Raw genomic sequence first — 20,169 nt, 5'->3', positions numbered from 1 at the left:
GGAATTATCAGAATTTTCTCCGAATAATCCGCTCCTTCTTTTCTTTACCTGATGAATAGAATCAATATACTTTCTCAACTTCGGGGTGCTCTTTCCGAGACGCCTGGCCTTCTTCAGGAAGTACGAATTTCATCGGCTTGCCAACCTGGTTAGGAAGTAAAGCAATGTCTAATACCTGATCAACGGTGTCGACGTAGTGGAAAGTCAGATCTTTGATATACGTCTGATTCACCTCCTCAATGTCTTTACGGTTTTTCGAGCAGAGAATAATTTCTTTGACACCGGCCCGGTTAGCCGCCAGAATTTTTTCCTTTATACCCCCTACAGGCAAAACTTTGCCACGTAACGTCACCTCACCAGTCATAGCAATGTACGGTTTTACCTTACGTTGCGTGTAGATTGACGTCATGGAAGTAAGCATCGTAATTCCAGCCGAAGGTCCATCTTTAGGGACTGCGCCTGCCGGAATATGAATATGTAAATCGTAATTATTGAAAATACGATAGTCGATACCTAATTCATCGGCATGAGCTTTCAGATAGGACAGGGCCGTAATCGCTGATTCTTTCATTACGTCGCCGAGTTGACCCGACAACGTTAGAACGCCTTTGCCCCGGCTCAGACTTGATTCAATGAGCAGGATTTCACCGCCCACCTGTGTCCAGGCAAGGCCCGTTACAATACCTGCAATATCGTCGTCGGCATAAAGTTCTTTGTCAAAGATCTCAGCGCCAAGTAGCTTTGGAATGTCAACCGCCTTGATGGTATGGTTGTATTCCTCTTCCATCGCTACCGACTTAGCTATTTTACGTACTAAAGCCCCGATTTTCTGCTCCAGATTCCGAACGCCTGATTCGCGGGTGTACCCTTCAATGATACGTAAGATGGCCTTATCCTCAATAGTCAGATCTTTGGTCGTGAGGCCATGATCTTTACGTTGCTTCGGAATCAGATATTTCTTGGCAATCTGAACTTTTTCTTCGACCGTATACCCCGCAATATCAATGATTTCCATCCGATCGCGCAGAGCAGGATGAATGGTATCCAGTGAATTGGCCGTAGCAATAAATAATACCCGCGACAGATCGAACTCGGTTTCGAGGTAGTTATCCATGAAAGTCGAATTCTGTTCAGGATCAAGTACTTCGAGTAACGCCGAAGATGGATCGCCCCGGAAATCGGAACTAACCTTATCGATCTCGTCCAGAATAAACACGGGATTTGCCGTACCGCACTTTCGGATATTTTGGATGATCTTACCCGGCATAGCTCCGATATAGGTTTTACGGTGTCCGCGAATTTCGGCTTCGTCATGAACGCCACCCAGTGCCATACGGCTGTATTTGCGACCGAGTGCTTTGGCCACCGATTTTCCCAGTGAGGTTTTACCCACACCTGGAGGGCCATAAAGGCATAGAATCGGCGCTTTCATATCATTTTTTAGCTTCAGAACGGCCAGATACTCAATAATCCGCTCTTTCACTTTTTCGAGACCGAAGTGATCTGCATCTAAAATCTTCTGCGCCCGTTTCAGGTCGAAATTATCCTTGGTGTATTCATTCCAGGGAAGATCGACCATCAGTTCAACGTAATTCATCGTCACCGGATATTCCGGCGCCATAGGATTGATACGTTGCAGCTTGTTGAGTTCCTTATCAAAATGACCACGTACTTCGGTGGGCCACTTTTTACGGTCGGCTTTCATCCGTAGCTCGTCAATTTCGCGGTCAGGGTTATCCATGCCCAGCTCATCCTGCAGCACTTTCATCTGCTGACGTAAATAATAATCGCGCTGCTGCTGATCAAGATCAGAGGAAGCTTTGGTCTGGATTTCGCGCTTGAGCTCCAGTAGCTGTACTTCCCGAAGCATAAATTCGAGTAGCAACGTTGCCTGCTGGCTACCATCGAGCGTTTCCAGAAGCCGTTGTTTGTCAGCTACGTCGGCATTCAGGTTCGACGAGAGAAAGTGTAGTAAGAACGTCGGGCTTTCAATGTTGTCGAGCGCAATACGTGCTTCCTGCGGAATCTCCGGATTGAGCCGTAGCATTTTATAAGCTGCGTCCTTTATCGATTGTAAAAGCGCTTTCCCTTCTTTTTTAGTTACACCCGGAAAGGCATCGTCAATCTGGCGGACCTGAGCTGTTATAAACGGTTCTTCCTGAACAACCTGTTGAATTTCAAACCTTTTTTTGCCCTGAATGATGATCGTAATGTTACCGTCGGGCAACGTAATCATCTTTATAATATAAGCGACAGTACCGAATCGATACAGATCGTCGGCGGTTGGTTCGTCTTTCTGCTGATTCAATTGAGCCGATACACCAATAATTCGGTTTCCCTTATACGCTTTTTTGACCAACCGGATCGATTTAGCCCGCCCAACTGTAACGGGAATAACCATACCGGGGAACAAAACGGTATTGCGAACCGGCAGAATAGGCAAATTGGCCGGTAAATCATAATCGTCGTCTACTCCTTCTGGCGAGCCGAGTGGCACAATTTCAAGATTGTCCGAGTCAAAATCGGCCAGCAACAAACGGGTAGCTAATTCTTTTTCTGAAATCATATATACACTGCCATGCTGACAGCCTTCATTACGTGGTGGTGCCTAACCTTATGGAAAGAGGAGGGGATAAAGTAGTTGCAAGCCTCGTGCCGTTAGTTTTAGCCTGACCAGATGGCAGTTAGTTTGCTGTACTGCAAAAGTAACGAAATAGACCAGTCTGTGGTTACGTAAATTTATTAATCGATGGTAACGTCCTGGGTCGGCTGATTTTTGCGGAAAACGAATGTTTTTTTCTGACCCTGATACTGTATGTTTACCATATTGACCTGGTCATCAAATAATTCCATCAGGACGTTTTGCTTAAGTAATCCACCTCGAAAAGGTTCGGTGTAGGGCATTTCAAGATAAAGCCAGTTGGCATCAGCCTCGATTTCATGTCCTACATATTTTACCGGTTTCGGCTGCTTCTGTGGATTAACGTATGTAAAATGAGAAAGGATGTACTTTTCAATGAGCGGATCATTTTTGTCGTTGGCGTCCAGCTTGACTTTACTACCCGACGCGGCCGAAAGGGCTTTTTCAAAGTCATCCGTAAAGATGCGCATACTAATCTCAAATGACTTCTCCTTCGGATTATACTGCATCTGCGTAACGCTGGCGTGAAAATCATGAAGCGTCAGTGGCCGACTGCCCATCAGGCAACCGGCCACTAATAACAGCAAAACCGTTACGTGTTTATTGCGTTTCAAGACTTAAAAAAAGGCTTTGAATACGTCGTTGAAGATAGCGAAAGCCATTAAGCCAAGCAGCATGACCATACCAACGCGCTGGGCTCCTTCCAGAAACTTGTCTGATGGTTTGCGTCCCGAAATGATTTCGTAGCCAAGAATTGTAGCATGGCCACCATCAAGCGCTGGAATTGGTAAGGCGTTCATGAAAGCAAGTGCCATCGAAAGCAGACCTGTTACGGTCCAGAAGCGATCCCACATCCAGATCCCACCGAACAGATTCTGGGCAATACCTATCGGGCCGCTCAGGGCTTTCGAAGCAGACACTTCACCCCGGAAAATCTTTCCAAATCCTTTTATGTTATCAAAGACAACCTGGAATGCCCGCTTTGTTCCTACACTAAGTGCTTCCCCGAAAGTATAATCCTCAGTAGTAAGCTTAAGCAAAGATTCCTTATAAAAACCGATGGTGCCATCGGGAGTTGTTGTCATGGTAAGCGTAAGTGGAGTTCCGTTACGATTGATACCCAGCGTAATCTGCTTGTTCTTCAGCGACTTCATGGCATCAACAAACTGATGATAATACTGGATGGGCACGTTATTAACACTTGTGATGAAATCGCCGGTCTTAAGTCCGGCTTTCTCAGCAGGTTGCCCAGGCGCGAGTTCTCCCACTTTAAAGGGTTCAATGGGAGCAACAAACGGTTCAGAAGGTCCGCCTTTACTGTCGATTAGCTTATCGGCCAGATCATTGGGAATATCAATATCGACCCGATTGCCGTTACGTTCGACGGTATAGGTACTGTTGTCACCCAGCATTACCTCAGAACTGCGGATCTCGTTGAAATCGGTAATTTCTTTCCCGTTGACTTTCACGATTTTATCACCCGTTTGCAGGCCAATACTCTTCGCCAGGTCATAGGCTACTATGCCGTATTTAACATCTTCTGCGGCCAGATACGTATTGCCGTTCTTGTAAGCCATGATTACGAAAATCATGATGCCGACAATAACGTTGACAATAATGCCGCCAAGCATCACAATCAGCCGTTGCCAGGCTGGTTTAGAGCGAAATTCGTAGGGTTGTGGTTCGGCATTTGTGTGAGCGGTGTCGAGCGATTCGTCGATCATGCCGGAGATCTTGACAAACCCACCGAGTGGAATCGCGCCAATGCCATATTCGGTTTCGCCCCGCTTGATGCTAAATACTTTGGGCGGGAACCCAATGAAGTACTGCTCTACGCGCATGCCAAAGGCTTTGGCGGCAAGCAAGTGCCCTAATTCATGTAAGCCAACTAAAATAGACAAGCCCAGAATGAGCTGCCCTGCCATCACTAAAATTTCCATTTATTCGAAAGATGATAAGAGCAATTTAAGAATTTTTAACGATTCTGTTGTCGTTCACTAAAATTGAAAGATTACCCCATTAAGCGGGACTTTGCGGAATCGAGTGCTTTATGATGGTAAAAACATTGATTGTAAGCGATATAATTCAAACAGCTAAACCAAACTTTTAATTCGCTCAGTTGCCAATCGCCTGGCTTCGTCGTCAGTGCTGACGTAATCTTCGTACGTAGGCGCCTGAACGAACGTAGTTTTGGCTAAACAGCTTTCAATAATCTCCGAGATTTCCAGAAAACCAAGGCGGTCGTGCAGGAAAGCATCGACAGCTACTTCGTTGGCGGCATTGATGATACAAGGTGCATTGCCGCCCCGGTCGAGCGCATCGAAAGCAAGCTGCAAATTACGAAATGTTTCGCGGTCAGGCTGCTCAAATGTTAACGATGGATAGTCCAGAAAATTGAAGCGAGGAAAATCTGATTTCAATCGGTTGGGATAACCCAGCGCAAACTGAATCGGCAAACGCATATCGGGTAATCCCATCTGTGCTTTCAGGCTGCCATCTTCGAACTGCACCAGCGAATGAATGATACTTTGCGGGTGTACCACTACGTCGATTTGGTCGGCGCGGAGGCCAAACAGCCACTTCGCTTCGATCACTTCCAGCCCTTTGTTCATCAACGTAGCCGAATCGATCGTGATCTTGGCTCCCATTGTCCAGTTTGGGTGCTTGAGCGCCTGCGCTTTCGTTACGTTCGACAGAAATTCCCGCGATTTCCCCCGAAACGGTCCGCCCGATGCAGTCAGAATAATTTTTTCGATCGGGTTGTGAAATTCGCCAACGAGGCACTGAAAAATAGCTGAGTGTTCGGAATCGACTGGATAAATATTCACACCTTTTTGTGCGGCCAGTTGCGTAATAAGCTCACCGGCTACAACCAGGGTTTCTTTGTTGGCCAGTGCAATGGCTTTGCCCGCTTCAATGGCTTTAATGGTTGGCAATAAACCTGCGTAGCCAACCATCGCCGTCAGCACCATATCGATGGTATCCATCTGAACGACCGAAGCAATGGCTTTGGCACCGGCATAAACTTTAATATCGAGTGGATCGAGGGCCGCGAAAACTCGGTCGTAGTACGTTTCGTTGCAGATAACCACTACGTTCGGTTTCAACTCAACGGCCTGCTGTATCAGCAGTTCGGCGTTGGTATTCGTTGTCAGCACCTCAACCTGAAACTGATCGGGGTGGGCCTTAATCACGTCAACGGCCTGCGTTCCAATGGAACCCGTCGAGCCGAGAATGGCGATACGGCGTTTTTTATGCTCAATCATTAATTTATGTCGGAGGTGCTGTAGATGCTGATAATAAGGGAGTCTTCTATTTTTCTTTGTAAAACGTTGCTAAACTTTAAACCATATGGCTTGCTGATGTCAATCCATCCGCAATCTTCCGATCATTCGCTAATCTCGGTACTTTGTTTTGGCCGCCTAGTTTACCCTGAGACTTCATATAGCGCTGAAAAGTACCTCTTGGTAAGCTCGTCAGACGTAGCGGTTGCAGGATAGAACCCGTAATCAGATCCTTGTAATAAATATTCAGCTCGATCAGCCGGTTGTCTACGTCCCTGACGAAAGCTGCTACGTCGTGCGGGGGCGTGGCAAACTCAACGAACCATTCGTGATACGGTAATCCTTCCTTTGGACTGACCATGGGCGCAACGGTAAACTCAACGACTTCCGTTTCAGGATGTTTTTGCATCGCGTCTTTCAACGCTTTCTCAACCTCTTCACCGATGACGTGTTCACCAAAGGCCGATATGAAATGTTTGATACGTCCGGTTACCAGCAATCGATACGGTTCCCGCGACACGAATTTGACCGTATCGCCCAATGAATAGCCCCATAAGCCCGCATTGTTGTTGATAACGACAGCGTAATTTTTGCCTAACTCGACTTCGTCAATGGTCAGACGACGCGGGGTTTCGGTGAAAAATTCGTCGGCAGGAATAAATTCGTAGAAAATACCACTGTTCAATAGCAGCAGTAAGCCTTCTTCGGTCTGCGAATCCTGAAAAGCGATGAAACCTTCTGAAGCCGGGTAGGTTTCAATCGAGTCGATACGTTTGCCGATACTTTCAAATAATTTAGCCCGGTACGGTTCAAAATTGACACCACCATACACAAACAGCGAAAAATCGGGGAAAACGTCTTTGATAAGCTTGCCGGTACGTTCCTGAATCCGGTCGAAATACATCTGCACCCAGGGCGGAATGCCTGATATCAGCGACATCGATTGGGGCAGCGTTTCGTCGATAATACGGTCCAGCTTCGTTTCCCAATCATCAATGGTGTTGGTTTCGTAACTGGGTAATTGATTTGTACGTAGATAGGCCGGTACGTGGTGATTCACAATGCCCGACAGTCGCCCAATGTTGATTCCTGCTTTTTGGGTTAGTTCAGGGCTGCCGGACAGAAAGATTAATTTTTTATCCAGAAATGCGCTGTTGCCTGTTTCGTTGACGTAGTTGAGCAGCGCGTCGCGGGCTGAATTAATATGGTTCGGAATCGATTCCTGCGTGATCGGGATGTATTTCGTACCCGACGTAGTCCCCGATGTTTTGGCGAAATATAAAGGCTTCCCTTTCCATAATACGTCGAGGCCCCCGTTCAGAATCTGCTCTATATACGGTTTCAGATCTTCATAGTCGCGCACCGGAACGGCCTGCCGAAACTCGTCAATTGTCTGCACGTCTTTCAGGTGATGGTCATGGCCAAACACCGTATCGCGCCCTACGTCGATTAACCGCCTGAACCAGCGTTGCTGCGTTTCGGCAGGTTGGTACATCCAGCCTTGCTGACGTTCTACGACCCACCTGGCCAACGGCTTACTAACAACTGAACGAATTCCCATAATAGCACAAAAGTAATATATAATGAAGAAGGAACCGCGAGCGGTGCGGCCTGTAAAATCACTCTGCCAATGCCGCAGCCGTACTTTACATTATCCATTCTTCATTATACGCTATTCATTGAATGACATTCTCTTGAATAATCTATATTTTTGCAAACTTTTCAGAAAACTGTACTCGTAACAGAGCGTTCTCCGTTTAACATACTAATGGGACTTTTTAATTTTCTTACCAGCGACATTGCAATTGACCTGGGCACAGCGAATACCTTGATTATTCACAAGGATCGGATTGTGGTAGATGAGCCTTCGATTATTGCAATGGATAAGGCGAGTGGCAAAGTGCTGGCGATTGGTCATAAGGCCATGCAGATGCACGAAAAGACAAATGAAAATATTAAAACGATACGTCCTCTGAAAGACGGTGTAATTGCCGACTTTACAGCTGCAGAGCTGATGATTCGGGGGATGATCAAAATGATAGATACAGGCAGCAAGCTATTTTCACCGTCTCACCGAATGGTTATTTGCATCCCATCGGGAATTACGGAAGTGGAAAAGCGGGCCGTTAAAGACTCGGCCGAACACGCGGGCGCTAAAGAAGTGTACATGGTGCACGAACCTATTGCAGCGGCTATCGGAATCGGTATCGATATTACGCAGCCAAACGGTACGATGATTGTGGATATTGGTGGAGGAACGACTGAAATTGCGGTCATTGCACTCTCGGGCATCGTCTGCGAACAGTCGATACGTATTGCTGGCGACGTATTTACCCGCGATATTGTCGATTACATGCGTCGGGAACATAACCTGTTGATTGGTGAACGGTCGGCCGAGCAAATCAAGATGGAAGTGGGTTCGGCACTACCTGAACTGGATAATCCACCATCGGACTACGAAATTCGTGGTCGTGACCTGATGACGGGTATCCCGAAAGAAATTAAGGTGACGTACAGCGAAATTGCCTACTCGCTCGATAAATCGATCTCCAAAATCGAAGAGGCTACAATGAAAGCCCTCGAAATTTCGCCACCGGAGCTATCGGCCGATATTTATACGAATGGTATTCACCTGACGGGTGGTGGCGCTTTGCTACACGGTCTCGACAAACGATTGGGTGCAAAAACCAAGCTGCCGATTCATGTGGCCGACGATCCGCTTAAGGCTGTGGTGAAAGGAACGGGTGAAGTGATCAAAAACCTTGACATGTATAAATCCGTTCTGATCAGTTAATTATTGTAACGCGGATCTTTTATCCAGGCTTTGTCGCCGTCTGTTTACTGGGCAAACTTAGCATACGGGTAGCCAGGGCCGTCCGCGTTACTCGTTTATATGGGAGAGTTAGTTGACTTTTTCATTCGAAGCCGCCATTTCATTTTGTTTGTGTTGCTGGAGGTACTTTGTTTTTACTTCATTATCAACACCAGCAACTACTGGAGCGCTACGTACTTCAATACCTCAAACCGGTATGCGGCAAAGGTGTTGGCATGGTCCAATGCGGCTAATGAATACGCCAGCCTGCGGCAGGTGAATGCTGATCTGGCGCTGGAAAATCAACGACTCAACGCCCGGTTAACGCAACTGATGCAAAGCAAGCCTGCCGCCCCTACGGCGTATCTGGCTGATTCGATCTTTGCCAATCGATTTAAGTATACGGTGGCTAAAGTGGTGAATAATACAACCCAGTTTGCCAATAACTATATTACCATCGATAAAGGCGCCGAGGACGGAATTCGGCCAGGAATGGCGGTTATTTCGCCAACAGGCGTAGTCGGTAAAGTAAGAGTATGCAGTCCACACTTCTCGTACATTACGTCGATACTGCATTCTCAGTTTCTTGTATCCTCAAGGCTGGTAAAAGCGAGTGAAATTGGTTCGGCGAAGTGGGACGGCTCCGATCCGCACCTGATTAAGCTAAATGATGTGTTACGTTATAAGCCGGTTGAAAAGGGTGATTCGGTTATCACATCCGAATTTAACTCAACCTTTCCGCCAGGCATATTGGTCGGTCGGGTTCGGTCGGTTGGGGTTCAGCCAAACCAGACCTTCCACGACATTACGCTTGATCTGGCTACCGATTTTAGTAACCTGGCCTTCGTGTACGTGATCGAAAATCGTTTGCAGGCCGAGCAGGAACAACTGGAAAAACAAGTTGAAAAGGAAAAATAAGTCCAGAATCAACAGTCGCTGGTATTTATACTAACCACTGTTGATTCTGGACTGATAACGAAACTAAATGACCCTACGCGAGATCTTATCCACGTTATTCCTATTTGCTCTATATCTGATCCTGCAAATTGTGCTTGTCCGGAATGTCGTGTTATTCGATTATGCGTTTTGCTTTATTTATATAGCCTGCATTCTGCTCCTTCCGAACGAGACCAATCAGACGTGGGTATTGCTCATTGCTTTTGCGACGGGCGTCATTGTCGATACGTTCTACAATACGTTGGGTATGCACGCGGCTGCTACGGTGCTCATGGCCTACTGCCGCCCGTTGATCGTGCGGACGCTGATTGATGTACCTGGCCTCGAAACAAGAATTGAATTCGGGTTGCGCCAACTGGGGACGGGCGCTTTTTTCCGCTACGTACTGGTTCTGGCGTTCATTCATCATACGGCTTTATTTTTTATTGAAGCCAGCAGCTTAACACTGATCATACCAACGCTTATCCGTATACTGGCCAGCACGTTATTCACTACGGTAAGTATCGTGCTGATCCAGTTTTTTACCAGAAATTAGCATGGCCGAAACACTCAGTATTCCGCAGACCACCGATCGAAAGGTCGTTTATGATAGTCTGATTCCGCAGATTGCTGCCCTCGTCGATGGCGAATCGGACCTGGTGGCGAACCTGGCTAATATCACGGCTGCCTTAAAAGAAGCTTTTGACTTTTTCTGGATTGGTTTCTATCTCAGAAAAGACAATCAGCTGGTGCTCGGGCCTTTTCAGGGGCCCATTGCCTGTACACGTATTGCGTTCGATAAAGGCGTTTGTGGAGCGGCTTACACACGCCAGGAAACCATACTCGTACCTGACGTTGAGCAGTTTCCGGGGCATATTGCGTGTAGTTCAGCATCGAAATCGGAAATTGTTGTGCCAGTGTTTGATCGTAATGGCAACGTAACGATGGTGCTGGATGTCGACAGTGATCAACTGAACGATTTTAGTGAAATTGATCGCGAGGGGCTGGAAAAAATCGCAGCTTTAATCACGGCTCTCTAAGCAAAACGCTACGTTAAAAAGTCTTAAATAAGACGTATCAGTTAAACCCTGTTCCGATTTCTTGCTCATAGGTTCGGATATAAACAACCAGAACCATGTTTAAGAAAATCGCCCTGAGTGGCCTATTCCTTTCATTCTTGTCGCTACCTCTGTTAGCGCAACAAACCACAACGCCTGATGCACAGGTCCCCACGCGCGTCGAACGTAACGGCGCAAGGCCGCAACGCCCGATGGTTGACCCCGAGACACGCGCCCGTAAAATGACAGACCGAATAACGAAGGAATTGGGTCTGGACCAGACGGCTTCGAAAAAAGTCTATGACGCTACGCTGACACACGCCCAGAAGGTTGATGAAATACGCAAAAACGCTGATGACCGAAAAGCAAAAGGACAGGCGATGAAAGCCAATGCTGACGACTATAAGGCCAAAATGCAAAGCATTCTGACGGCCGATCAGTTTGCCAAACTACAGTCGATGAAAGAGCGTATGCACCACGGTCGTGGACGTCACGGAGCCCGTGGCGAAGATAAGGGTAGCCGGAGTTAATCCGATCACCGGCTAATGAACCAGTCGTCTGACTATCAGGTATATACCTGGATGGTCAGACGGCTGGTTTTTTGCTTTTCCGGAAGAATAGAACGGTTGCCGGAACGCAGTTGCAGTAAAGTTTATGCTTTCTATTCTTTTGCCGTAAACTTAGCTTCTTTCAAGCCATGACGTCTTTTCTCTCACGTCGTTCCTTTCTTAAACAATCGTCGGTTGCAACAGCGGCTGGCATAGCCATTCCCACCTTCTTATCAGCCAAAGCCAAAAAACCGGCGAACGAGGTTGCCGTAATAGGCCACAATGGTTTCCGGTACCGGGTAGTGCCGGGCTGGGGCGTTCTGGATGCGGGAAAGAACCCGGTAAATGACTGTCATGAAATGGTCCAGGATGCCAAAGGACGTATCATTCTGTTGACCAACGAAACCAAAAACAACGTAATTATTTACGATAAGTCGGGTAAATTACTGGAGACCTGGGGTACCAGTTATCCCGGCGCACACGGTCTGACGCTTGGCGGAGAGGGAAATGATCAATACCTGATCATTACGGATTACGAGCGCCATCAGGTCATCAAAACTGATTTGAAAGGTCGTGAATTGATGAAACTGGAGTATCCGAGAGAAAGCGGTAAGTACGATCATCCAACCCAATTCAAACCAACCGAAACAGCCGTCAATCCAGCTAATGGCGACATTTACGTAGTAGACGGTTACGGCCTGAATTACGTAATGCAGTACGACAAAAACGGAAAACTTATCCGGACATTTGGCGGCAAAGGAGAAACCAACGATACGTTCGACTGTTGTCACGGCATTGTGGTCGATCGTCGGGTCGCAGCCAGCCCAACGCTATTAATCACCGACCGGCGGCATAACGCGCTCAAACGATTCTCTCTGGATGGGAAATACCAATCGACCATTGCCCTGCCGGGTTCCTACATCTGTCGGCCGGTTATTCATGGCGAGAATATTTACGGAGCCGTGTTCCGCAGTACATCCGATGCGTATCCCGATTCAGGGTACATTACTATCCTGGACAAAAACGATCGGGCTGTTTCGACGCCCGGCGGTACGGAGCCTGTCTACCAGAATAATAAACTGACCGAACAGCGTAAGGACCGTAACAATTCGCCGTTTCTGCATCCGCACGACGTACTGGTCGATGAAGATCATAATATTTATGTTGCCCAATGGGCGTCCAAAAAGACATACCCGATTAAATTGGAACGGGTATCCTAACTTTATTTGCTGATAATTAATACGTTCATGCTGCTACAGGCGCAACTGGCTGACTGGGTATTGTTTTTGGGGCACTTTCACCCGCTTATTGTTCACTTACCAATCGGGTTTCTACTCATTGCGGGCTTGCTCGAACTGGACCGGCTGACTCGCCGAAATTCCGTCAGTCAGCATACCATTACGCTGATTCTGTTCTGGTCGGCGGTGAGTGCTACGTTAGCCTGTGTATTTGGGTATATGCTGTCGCTGGCAGGCGGCTACGATGCCGAAACGCTTTCTTCGCATATGTGGCAGGGCATTGCTGTGGCCATTTTTGCCTGGTTAGCCTGGGCCGTTAAGTCGGAGAATCTGGGACGTATCATTTCGTTTGCACCAATTCTGTATTTACCAGCGCTGGGCATGGCGGTAGTTCTGTTGCTGTCGGCCGGACACTTGGGCGGAAATCTGACTCACGGTTCGGATTATCTGACCCAATACGCGCCTGCTCCAATACGTACGTTGGCCGGATTATCGCCAAAACAACCGGAAATCAAGTTTGAGCCGATCACCGACGTCAATCAGGCCCAAGTATACCAGCAGATTGTCAATCCGATTCTACAAACACGTTGCGTACAATGTCATAACGCCGATAAATCGAAGGCGGGGTTACGACTCGATATGCCTGATAAGATTAAGAAAGGCTCTGAAGATGGCCCGGTGCTGGTAGCGGGCAACAGTAAAAACAGCGATCTGATTAAGGTTTGTCTGCTGCCGGAAGAGGATGATCACCACATGCCCCCGAAAGGAAAACCGCAGTTGACGGAAAGTCAGATTGCCCTGCTAACCTGGTGGATCGATGAGGGCGCTACGTTCGATAAAAAAGTGTCAGACCTGAAGGTAAACGACGCGATTCGGCCCGTATTGGCATCACTTGGCGGCAATGGACCGGTTGGCTCAGGGAGTTCTAACGTAGCGTCTGGACCTGCTCCAGAATCACCAGTGTTAACGATGAAGCTACCAGCCGCTGATCCGAAAATTATCGAAGACGTAAAAAAGACGGGATTGCTCGTACTGCCCTTATCGAAAGAGCAAAATCAACTGGAAGTGAGCGCCGTTAATGCCCGAACGTTCAGCGATGCGCAGGCTGCTACGTTACCCAAACTGGCTAATCAGGTTGTCTGGCTGCGCTTGGGCGACACTGAAATTTCCGACGCTACGTTAGCACAGGTAGCCAAACTGAAGAATCTGCAGAAACTTCATCTGGAGCAAACCAGGATTACAGATGAAGGCCTGAAACAACTCAAGGGACTGACCAATCTGGAGTATTTAAATCTCTACGGTACCGCTGTTACCGACGCTGGGCTGGCTGAGCTGGCCAATCTGAAAAACCTGAAAACCATTTATCTCTGGCAAACGAAGGTAACAGAACAGGGTATCGCTGACCTGAAAAAAGCCCTTCCCAAACTCGACGTCGTTGGCGGTCTCGATGAAAAAGCGATTGCCGAACTCGCCAAAAATGCCGCTAAACAGAAAGACGAAGAGAAGAAACCGTAAAAGACGGGCCGCCGTTCACAGCTGGCAAAGCCAGGCATAAACGGCGCCGTCCTGTATATTAATACGTCAGAATACGATCTCTCGAAACCGTTCGCCACTCACCCGTTACGTTGCCGTTTTCAACTGTAACTCCACGTTCATAGAGCGCGCAGGTCGGACAAATGTGATTGGGCAGACCGTACAATACGTCGCCAACGCGGTAGGAGTGACCTTCACCTGCTTCAACCACTAAATGTTCTTCACTCTGGCCAACCGCTCTCAGTTCGGGGGCATTCAGGAACGTGACGCGTTGCTCCAGCGGACACTCGGCGGCTACGGATTTATGCCCTAAGTCAAGGCATATTTTCGTAGGGCCAGGCAGCGAAATAACCCGCGCCACAACCAGTACAGCTGGCTGAAACGGTTGTTCGGCCAGCATATCCCGATACGTTCGATCCCAATACACAAACGTTCCGGGGCTACACTCTACATCGGCCCGGCGAGCGTGAATGGGAAAGCTGGGACTACCGCCCGCTACGATAATAGGCCTTTCGAAGCCGAGCGATACTAGTCTATCGCGAAGCTGTTCTACCGGCTGAAAAGCAGCATCGCATTCCTGTATTCGAACAGCTATGTCCGGATGGCGCATGTGTCCGTCGTAAGCGTGCAGACCCATTACGTGTAGCCCTTCCAGCTTGTCAAGTTCGCCGTAAAGGGTCACTACGTTCTCATCAGGCGTAATACCCGTGCGGTTCATTCCTACGTTCAAATCAATATATACGGGAACAACCACACCGGCTTCTACGGCTTGCCGGGATAGCTCATGGGCGGTATCAATGTTATCAACCAAACAGGAAAACTGCGTATCGGGATACGCTTTGATGAGCGCCAGCAGACGATGCATTTTGACGCCGTTGGGCTGATAAGCCAGCAGTACGTCGGGTGCTCCGCACTGGGCCAGCATGTCGGCTTCGGCAATGGTTGCGCACTTGAATTTACGAATTCCCACTTCAAGCATTAACTGCGTAGCTTCGCGTGTTTTATGCGTTTTTACGTGCGGACGTAATCGGCTCACATCGTCAATAGCATCGACCAGCGACGTAATGTTCTGTCGTACCCGATCTGTATAAATGACCAGCGCGGGGGTATCGAGTTGCGATAGGTCGTTGAGTTGGTACCAGGATTTTTCTGTCATCGATCAGACCAGTTCAAAAAGCGCTTCGATTTCAACCGGAATGTTATCGGGCAACGAACCCATGCCAACGGCTGAACGCACGCCAATTCCGTTCTCTTCGCCCCAGACGGCAGCCAGTAATTCGCTGCAACCGTTGATAATGTATGGGTGCTTTTTGAAATCACCTGTGCAGTTCACCATGCCCAGTACTTTGATAACGCGCTTTACCCGGTCGAGGCTACCTAAGTTGGTGCGTATGGTTGACAAAATTGTCAGACCAACCTGACGGGCCGCCAATTTACCTTCGACCATATCCATATCATCGCCAATCCGTCCGATAATCAGACTCTTATCGTCCCGGACAGGTCCATGTCCTGATACGTAAAGATACTTGCCATCAATAAGATAAGGTTTATAAACGCCCAGAGGCTGAGGAGCGGGTGGTAGCGTAAGCCCTAGTTTTTTGAAATTGGCTTCTGGGGAAAGATCGCTGGTTGACATAAGAGAAACAGTTGCAATGAGTTTGAGCGCTCAAATTACGGTATTCGTCGCATTTTCGTATGCTGTCGTTCTAATTGGATCTCCTTCAGGCGGCCCACTCATTGCGGCAGAGTAATGTGAAAATTGGCTATTTTCATGACAAAATAGGTTGTTTTTGGTAGGGATTATGTTATTAAATTTGTAAATTGTTTCATTATCAATTTGTTGTTTGTTAGTATGCCCGTCTGGTCTTACATACGCTTACGATACCTTTTGCTTACGACAACAGCAGGTTTGTTCGGCGCGTCGGTGTGGCTTACGGCCTGCCGGAAATCAGTCGAAAAGCCGGCTGAAATTGCAGCCGCTGAAGCCCGTTTACCCGAAAAAGTTGATTACAATCTGCACGTAAAGCCTATTCTGTCGGATCGGTGTTTTGCGTGTCATGGTCCCGATAAAGCCAAACAACAGGCCGGACTACGGCTTGATACGCCCGAAGGTGCTTATGAGGCTCTGGCAAAAAGTGGACATACTGCCATCGTGCCAGGCGATCTGGCCAGCAGTGAACTGGTGAGTCGGATTCTCTCGACTGATCCTGACGAAATGATGCCTACGCCCAAGTCGAACCTGACGCTGACGACGGAAGAGAAAGCGATGTTGATACGTTGGGTAGAACAGGGAGCCGAATATAAACAGCATTGGTCGCTGATTGCGCCAACCATGCCGGAGATTCCGAATGTGAAGGACGAGCAGTGGATTAAAAATGACATTGACCGCTACGTTCTCGCAACTCAGGAAACGAAAAAGCTGAATCATGCTTCCGAAGCGGATAAAACAACCCTGCTCCGGCGCATTACGCTGGATCTGATTGGCTTACCACCGACGCCCGCCGAAGTGGATGCTTTTCTGGCCGACAAATCGCCTAATGCGTACGAGAACGTAGTGAACCGGTTGCTGAATAGTCCGCATTATGGGGAGCGTCAGGCGGTTGAGTGGCTCGACGTAGCGCGTTATGCCGATACGCATGGGTATCAGGACGATGGACTCCGTACGGCCTGGCCTTACCGCGACTGGGTCATTCGGGCGTTCAATCGTAACCTCTCCTTCGATCGGTTCGTTACGTGGCAGCTAGCCGGAGACCTGTTGCCAAATCCGAACCAGAATATGCTGCTGGCCACGGCCTTCAACCGAAATCACCAGCAAAGTCAGGAAGGCGGTATTGTTGATGAAGAGTACCGCACCGAATACGTAGCGGATCGGGTCAATACGTTCGGAAAAGCGTTCTTGGGATTGACTACCGAATGCGCGCGCTGCCACGATCATAAATACGACCCGATCAGCCAGAAAGATTATTATTCACTCTACGCTTTTTTCAACACAAATAACGAGCGGGGACAAATTCCGTACAACGGCGAGGCAGCGCCAACCATTACGTTAACGAGCGCCGAGACGAACGCGAAACTCAAATACATTCGTGAAAAGCTCACTCCGCTCGAACAGCAACTCAATACCAACCGCCCGGAATATCAGCAACGCTTTAACCAATGGGTAACCACCGCTCAGCCCGCCGGTAATCTGTCGGATGTGGGACTGATTGCGCATTACACGTTTGATGAAGCTGACCGGACAGACATTAAGGCATTTGTAAAAGCGGACAATGAAAAACGGAAACTGGAACGCGAAAAGCGCAAGCTGGAGGAAGATCGTTTGAAAAAGCTTGGTAAAAAGCTACCCGAAGAGAAAAAAGTTGTCAAGCGGAAAACCAAAGAAGAACTTTGGAAAGACCCACGTAACGCCTTCGCCAACAGCGTGGACGATACCATTCCGGCCTGGCTGGGTGGCGATTCGGATAATTTGCCGTATCAGGTTCCAGGACGGTTTGGTAATGCCCGCTATCTGCCCGGAGACAGTTACATTAGCCTGCCATCTAACTTTGGCGTTTTTGAACAGAATGAGCCGTTTACAATCAGCAGCTGGTTCAATCTGGCGAAGGCCAACAGTGCCGCTACGTTGCTTGGCCGTACGACGGGCCCGATGGATGGCCAGCGGGGTTATCAACTCGATTTATTGGCCGACGGTCGGCTGAAACTGACGCTGAGTCATGTCTGGCCTGCCAATGCGCTGGATATTGAATCGGTCGATAAAGTGCCTGCTCATCAGTGGTTTCAGGTGGCGTTTACCTATAATGGACTAGGCCGGGCAAATGGTCTAACGTTGTATTTGAATGGGAAGCCCATGCGGACGCGGGTTGTTACCGACAACCTTCAGCACAGCATTGTTTGGGGGAAAGACAAGACGCACTGGGCACAACACCCGTTCTACGTTGGTCGGATGCACGATTATTTTTATAAAGATATCGCCGTTGATGAACTACGTATCTACAAGCGTTGCCTGACGCCTGCCGAAATGACAAAACTGGCGGGTGGCCCCGACGTACTCGCGCTTGCCTTACAAACGCCAGCGACTAAACGGACACCCGCACAGCGAGCCGGTTTGTACACGTACTACGTAACAACTCAGGATTCGACGTATCGGAAGAATTTTGCTGAAGCGATGAAACTGCGGGGTGATCAACTGATGCTATACACAAACTCAGATCAGGTGATGGTGATGAGCGAGCAGAAATATCCGCGCGTCTCGCATCTTCTGAAACGGGGCGCTTACGATGCTCCCGGAGATGTTGTAAAACCTGCCGTTCTTCATAGCATGCCTACTCTGCCGGATGATTTTCCGAAAAATCGGCTGGGCCTGGCAAAATGGTTGTTAATGCCCGAAAACCCCCTGTTTAGCCGGGTGATGGTCAACCGATTCTGGCAACAATATTTTGGTCAGGGAATTGCTAAAAACAGCGACGATTTTGGCAACCAGGGCGCTTTACCCTCGCATCCTGAGCTGCTGGATTACCTGGCAGTCAAATTTCGGGAGACCGGCTGGAATACCAAAGCAATGCATAAGCTGATTGTTATGTCCGCTACGTATCGCCAATCCTCGGTTGTGACGGAAAAGGCGCGGGAAGCTGATCCTGACAATGTATTTCTAACGCGTGGCCCCAGCTACCGAATGTCGGCGGAGCAGGTACGCGATAATGCACTGGCCGCGAGTGGGTTGTTAACGCAACGTATCGGCGGCCCCAGCGTTCGTCCGTACCAACCGGCGGGTATCTGGGAAGCACTGGCGACACGTAACGCCATAAAATACGTTCAGAGCAAGGGCGACAGCCTGTATCGACGGTCGATGTACACGATCTGGAAGCGTTCGTCGCCCGCGCCGATGATGCTCAATTTTGATGCTGCCGAACGGCATACCTGCATCGTTAAACGCCAGAAAACCAGTACGCCCTTGCAGGCCCTCGTTACGTTAAACGATCCACAGTTTGTGGAAGCTGCGCGAGTTTTGGCGCAGAAGAGTATGGGGCAGGGGGGGCAGGGTGCTGAGCAGCCGATAAATTATTTCTTTAAAGCTGTGATCAGCCGCCCTGCCAGACCGCAGGAACTAGCGTTAATGAAACAGCTTTATGCCGAAGAATTGGCCGATTTTAAAAAGAATCCGAAACGAGCTGCAGAACTGCTTTCAGTAGGGGAGTATCCGGTTGATAAAATGCTGAATCCTAACGAACTAGCTTCCTTGACCATAGTAGCCAGCACCGTAATGAATTTTGACGAAGCAATAGTTAAGCGATAAGCATGCGAGCAACGTTTCTGATCGGATTAATTCTGGTGAGTGTATTGGGGCAACGTGTGGCATTGGCTCAAGACAAACTGCCCGTTTTGCGGACGAATGGAAAGCTCCTGTCGATTCGGGTGGGTAATGAGTATCGGGCCCAAAGCTGGGGTATTGACCCTAACACCAGACCTGATAAGTTTGAGGTAACTGTTAAGGAGAAGCCTGTGCGGGTTGCGTTCATTGCGGAAAACGATTCACTCGTACGGGAGGTGAAGCGGAACGATGTGATTGATTTTGTGGTGTTGACCCCTGCAGGCGATAGCGCCTTTACGCAAATTTACGGCTGGCCTTATGTAGAGCCAGCCATATTCAGTGATACGTATCGGAAAGAGAATAAGGGAAAAACATTTGTTGAAATTCCGGAAACGTATGAGCTAATCAACATAGCGTTCGCTCTGACGAAAGCAACACAGCAGAAGGAGTCTGACTTAATCGAGAAGGATACGCCTTATTACAAGGAGCTGATGGCCTATTTTACGCCGTACAGTCACGAGCCGATTATCACCATACTGGACTCTGTCCTGACTAAGAATCAAAGCGATTATTTTCCGCTGAAGATGGATGCCTACTCATTTCTGATTGACCGACAAGGCACTATTCGGCAAAGTCCAGTGTATGATCGCACTGCCTGGGGAAAAGAAAATTCGCTACGTCCGTATATGGGCCAATTGCAGCAATTTGCCCGAAAAAGTAAATTCGTCGATTTCTACAGGAGACATCAGCCGTATTATAACCGGCTCATCAACAGCTACCGTGATTCGCTGGATGTGGCGGGTATGCAGAC

16 protein-coding genes are annotated in these 20,169 nt (G+C 48.5%); 9 read left to right on the top strand and 7 right to left on the bottom strand.

Going from position 1 to position 20,169, the window contains the following annotated elements; genetic code table 11:
- Nucleotides 1-61 precede the first annotated feature (61 nt).
- The 5 genes from lon to ACOJS8_RS17735 all read right to left on the bottom strand — a co-directional run bounded on the left by lon (nt 62) and on the right by ACOJS8_RS17735 (nt 7,486).
- A complete protein-coding gene (lon, locus tag ACOJS8_RS17755; RefSeq protein ID WP_420149885.1) occupies nt 62-2,566 on the bottom strand; it encodes an endopeptidase La in 2,505 nt (834 codons plus the stop codon).
- Between the two features lie 176 nt (nt 2,567-2,742).
- Nucleotides 2,743-3,255 carry a DUF6702 family protein gene (locus tag ACOJS8_RS17750; protein ID WP_420149884.1) on the bottom strand — a complete coding sequence of 171 codons (513 nt, stop codon included), beginning with the start codon at nt 3,253-3,255 and terminating at the stop codon, nt 2,743-2,745.
- A gap of 3 nt (nt 3,256-3,258) precedes the next feature.
- The gene (gene rseP / locus ACOJS8_RS17745; RefSeq protein ID WP_420149883.1) at nt 3,259-4,581 is read right to left on the bottom strand and encodes an RIP metalloprotease RseP; all 1,323 of its coding nucleotides are present in this window, start codon (nt 4,579-4,581) and stop codon (nt 3,259-3,261) included.
- 153 nt (nt 4,582-4,734) lie between these two features.
- Nucleotides 4,735-5,907 (bottom strand): 1-deoxy-D-xylulose-5-phosphate reductoisomerase, encoded by a 1,173-nt coding sequence (locus ACOJS8_RS17740; RefSeq protein ID WP_420149882.1) that lies wholly within the window; start codon nt 5,905-5,907, stop codon nt 4,735-4,737.
- 76 nt (nt 5,908-5,983) lie between these two features.
- Nucleotides 5,984-7,486, bottom strand: a complete 1,503-nt coding sequence (locus ACOJS8_RS17735) for a GH3 auxin-responsive promoter family protein (RefSeq protein ID WP_420149881.1) — start codon at nt 7,484-7,486, stop codon at nt 5,984-5,986.
- A 207-nt stretch (nt 7,487-7,693) separates the two neighbouring features.
- Between ACOJS8_RS17735 and ACOJS8_RS17730 the strand changes: the two genes are divergently transcribed.
- The 7 genes from ACOJS8_RS17730 to ACOJS8_RS17700 all read left to right on the top strand — a co-directional run bounded on the left by ACOJS8_RS17730 (nt 7,694) and on the right by ACOJS8_RS17700 (nt 14,032).
- Nucleotides 7,694-8,719 (top strand): rod shape-determining protein, encoded by a 1,026-nt coding sequence (locus tag ACOJS8_RS17730; RefSeq protein ID WP_420149880.1) that lies wholly within the window; start codon nt 7,694-7,696, stop codon nt 8,717-8,719.
- Between the two features lie 99 nt (nt 8,720-8,818).
- On the top strand, nt 8,819-9,655 hold the full coding sequence (gene mreC / locus ACOJS8_RS17725) for a rod shape-determining protein MreC (protein ID WP_420149879.1): 837 nt from the start codon (nt 8,819-8,821) through the stop codon (nt 9,653-9,655).
- Nucleotides 9,656-9,722: 67 nt separating this feature from the next.
- On the top strand, nt 9,723-10,229 hold the full coding sequence (locus ACOJS8_RS17720) for a hypothetical protein (RefSeq protein WP_420149878.1): 507 nt from the start codon (nt 9,723-9,725) through the stop codon (nt 10,227-10,229).
- A gap of 1 nt (nt 10,230) precedes the next feature.
- The gene (locus ACOJS8_RS17715) at nt 10,231-10,713 is read left to right on the top strand and encodes a GAF domain-containing protein (RefSeq protein ID WP_420149877.1); all 483 of its coding nucleotides are present in this window, start codon (nt 10,231-10,233) and stop codon (nt 10,711-10,713) included.
- 95 nt (nt 10,714-10,808) lie between these two features.
- Nucleotides 10,809-11,261, top strand: coding sequence for a DUF4890 domain-containing protein (locus ACOJS8_RS17710; RefSeq protein ID WP_420149876.1), 453 nt, complete (start codon nt 10,809-10,811; stop codon nt 11,259-11,261).
- Nucleotides 11,262-11,428: 167 nt separating this feature from the next.
- Complete coding sequence (locus ACOJS8_RS17705) at nt 11,429-12,499, top strand: twin-arginine translocation signal domain-containing protein (protein ID WP_420149875.1); 1,071 nt, start codon at nt 11,429-11,431, stop codon at nt 12,497-12,499.
- Between the two features lie 27 nt (nt 12,500-12,526).
- Nucleotides 12,527-14,032 (top strand): c-type cytochrome domain-containing protein, encoded by a 1,506-nt coding sequence (locus tag ACOJS8_RS17700; RefSeq protein ID WP_420149893.1) that lies wholly within the window; start codon nt 12,527-12,529, stop codon nt 14,030-14,032.
- Between the two features lie 58 nt (nt 14,033-14,090).
- On the opposite strand, the gene ACOJS8_RS17695 is transcribed toward ACOJS8_RS17700, so the two are convergent.
- The gene (locus ACOJS8_RS17695; RefSeq protein WP_420149874.1) at nt 14,091-15,206 is read right to left on the bottom strand and encodes a D-TA family PLP-dependent enzyme; all 1,116 of its coding nucleotides are present in this window, start codon (nt 15,204-15,206) and stop codon (nt 14,091-14,093) included.
- Nucleotides 15,207-15,209: 3 nt separating this feature from the next.
- On the bottom strand, nt 15,210-15,686 hold the full coding sequence (locus ACOJS8_RS17690; RefSeq protein ID WP_420149873.1) for a RidA family protein: 477 nt from the start codon (nt 15,684-15,686) through the stop codon (nt 15,210-15,212).
- 216 nt (nt 15,687-15,902) lie between these two features.
- On the opposite strand from ACOJS8_RS17690, the gene ACOJS8_RS17685 reads away from it, so the two are divergent.
- Together ACOJS8_RS17685 and ACOJS8_RS17680 are read left to right on the top strand one after the other, a co-directional pair.
- Nucleotides 15,903-19,343, top strand: coding sequence for a DUF1553 domain-containing protein (locus ACOJS8_RS17685; RefSeq protein WP_420149872.1), 3,441 nt, complete (start codon nt 15,903-15,905; stop codon nt 19,341-19,343).
- A gap of 2 nt (nt 19,344-19,345) precedes the next feature.
- On the top strand, nt 19,346-20,169 hold an 824-nt coding region (locus ACOJS8_RS17680), incomplete at its 3' end, for a DUF4932 domain-containing protein (protein WP_420149871.1).

The sequence above is a fragment of the Spirosoma sp. genome (assembly GCF_048594605.1).
Classification (GTDB): domain Bacteria; phylum Bacteroidota; class Bacteroidia; order Cytophagales; family Spirosomataceae; genus Spirosoma.
This window is presented reverse-complemented; position numbering and strand designations above follow the sequence as displayed.